The organism is Mesorhizobium sp. M7A.F.Ca.CA.002.05.1.1 (assembly GCF_003998335.1).
Classification (GTDB): Bacteria; Pseudomonadota; Alphaproteobacteria; order Rhizobiales; family Rhizobiaceae; genus Mesorhizobium.
In genome coordinates, this window is record NZ_RZQI01001001.1 from 1 (window position 1) to 2,050 (window position 2,050).

A 2,050-nucleotide genomic window follows, 5' to 3' on the forward strand; every position below is an offset into this window, starting at 1 on the left:
GGGCACGGTCGGCGGCATCGATTCCGCAACCTGGACGTTCTGGCGCAACAAGTTTCTGGAGGCCACCGGCACCAACCTTGCCGCCTCGCCTTCGGCAGCAAACGCCGCATCGTTCAAGGCCGACATGAACAAACTCTGGCTTGCTCTGACGCGCGGCGCCGACAAGCCGGACATCATCACCTTCAGCCATGACTTCTATTCGCTGTACGAACTCGGCGAGCAGCAGCTTCAGCGGTACATGGACGCCGACATGGCCCAGTCGGGCTTCATCGGCCTGAAGTACAAGACCGCAGACGTGATTTTCGACGACAACACGAATTTCACGACCACGGCAGAGAAGGGCTATTTCCTCAACACGGATTACGTCTACGTCGACCAGCACAAGGAAGCTCAGTGGACGCAGGACGACGAGAAGAAGCCCGTCAACCAGGACGCCGTTGTCATCCCGTTCTACTGGATGGGCAACCTCGTCACCTCGAACCGGTCGCTTCAGGGCGTCCTCTTCGACGCGGCATAAGGAGCGGAAACCATGACCTCTTTTGTTGGCGCCAACATCACCAAGACCTACACCGCGGCTGATCTCACGGGCGCGGAAAGCGGCAAGGCTCCCCGCCTTGGCGACACCTACGAATCCTATGACGGCAAGGTCTATCGGTTCGTGAAATACAACCAAGGTGCCGGCGCTATCGCCGCCGTCGCCAACAACGTGGTTGGCTTCTACGCGCCGGCCGGCGTCTCTGCCGGTCAGACGAACGAAGTCACCTCTGACGTGTCCGACACCGCCGCAAACGGTGCCGGCGTTCTCGCTGCTGCCCCCGGCAATGGCGAATATGCCTGGATACAGGTCAAGGGCGTGGCAACGCTTACGACCGCGCTGGTCTCCGGTGCGGACGGCAACGGCCTTGTTTTGTCGGCCACCACGGATGGCACCCTGAAGGTTGCCGCCGCCGTGACTGATACGGTCTGCGCCTACGCAATCGACGCTTCGGCGAAGATTGTCATGTGCGCCTTCCCGTACTGATCCGGCTTCCGGGCGGGGCTTCGGCTCCGCCCGTCCCCCTTTCAACCGCAGGAGTACGGAATGCCAAAAGTGAAAGCAAAGGCCGCGTCAGCCGATACCGGCGCGGTAACGAACATCAGGAAGCTTTGGAACGGTGGCGAGCGCCTTCGCGCAGCCGAAGCCTTCAAGGCAGCAGAATTCGACGAGGACCAGGCAGACGCCATCTTGGCGGAGCTTCCCGACCTCCGCGACCTCATCAGCGAATAAGGGCGCTTCGGCGCCCGCTACGTTTCAGGAGCAATGCACATGTCCGAAAACCAAGCCCCGATGATCCGCGTGATGGGGTTCAAGACGAGCTACGAGATGTTGGCGGTCAAAGGCGATCCGGTGACGGAGAAATGCGACCTGAAGGGCTACAAGCTCGACGCCAGCGGCCGGCGCTTGCTGGAGCGGCAGGCGGAGGACTGGGTGACCTATTCCCCCTCGCACTCGCCGATGAACACCAAGACCACCGAACGCGTTCGCCTGATGCTGCCCGACCCGTCGAAGATGGGCGAGGACCAGGACGGCGAGAAGCTGAAGTTCATGACGGCGCGCTGGATGCAGATTGAGCCGGCCTATGATGCTTTCAAGAAGGGTCAGGATATCCCGGTCAATGGCATGGCGCTGGCGGCGTGGCCTGGCGTCTCGCCCGAACAGGCCGAAGTGCTTCGTCAGTGCGGCATCCGTACGGTGGAAGAAGTCCGCGACCTTCAGGAAGGCCAGATGGATAAGGTTCGCCTGCCCAACATGCGCGAGATGCGCAAGCAGGCAAAACTGTTCCTCGAGAACACGGACGCGGCCAAGGCATCCGAGCGCGAAGCCCAGAAGGACGCCATCATTGAACAGATGGCGGAGCAGAACGCGGCCATGGTCGAACGAATGGCCGCCATGGAAGCGCTGCTTGAAGAGCGGACCCAGCCCAAGGGCAAGGGCGGGGCGAGGGACGCCGCCTGATGTCCATTCTCGATGTGGTGAAGGGTGCAGCGACCGTACTCGGCATGGACGTGC

4 protein-coding genes are annotated in these 2,050 nt (G+C 61.7%); all 4 read left to right on the forward strand.

Annotation, left to right across the window (positions count from 1 at the left end):
- The coding region (locus tag EN939_RS31670) for a phage major capsid protein (RefSeq protein ID WP_127271534.1) at positions 1-517 on the forward strand (517 nt) is incomplete at its 5' end.
- A gap of 12 nt (positions 518-529) precedes the next feature.
- Positions 530-1,021 (forward strand): hypothetical protein, encoded by a 492-nt coding sequence (locus EN939_RS31675; protein ID WP_127271039.1) that lies wholly within the window; start codon positions 530-532, stop codon positions 1,019-1,021.
- 60 nt (positions 1,022-1,081) lie between these two features.
- Entirely contained in the window at positions 1,082-1,267 is a 186-nt protein-coding gene (locus tag EN939_RS31680) for a hypothetical protein (RefSeq protein WP_027036502.1), read from the forward strand.
- Positions 1,268-1,306: 39 nt separating this feature from the next.
- Positions 1,307-1,996, forward strand: coding sequence for a hypothetical protein (locus EN939_RS31685; protein WP_127271037.1), 690 nt, complete (start codon positions 1,307-1,309; stop codon positions 1,994-1,996).
- Positions 1,997-2,050: the final 54 nt, after the last annotated feature.

What these genes read in the sequence shown, in the direction of transcription:
- EN939_RS31675 (WP_127271039.1), top strand. Translation starts at nt 530, where the DNA reads ATGACCTCTTTTGTTGGCGCCAACATCACCAAGACCTACACCGCGGCT.
- EN939_RS31680 (WP_027036502.1), top strand. Translation starts at nt 1,082, where the DNA reads ATGCCAAAAGTGAAAGCAAAGGCCGCGTCAGCCGATACCGGCGCGGTA.
- EN939_RS31685 (WP_127271037.1), top strand. Translation starts at nt 1,307, where the DNA reads ATGTCCGAAAACCAAGCCCCGATGATCCGCGTGATGGGGTTCAAGACG.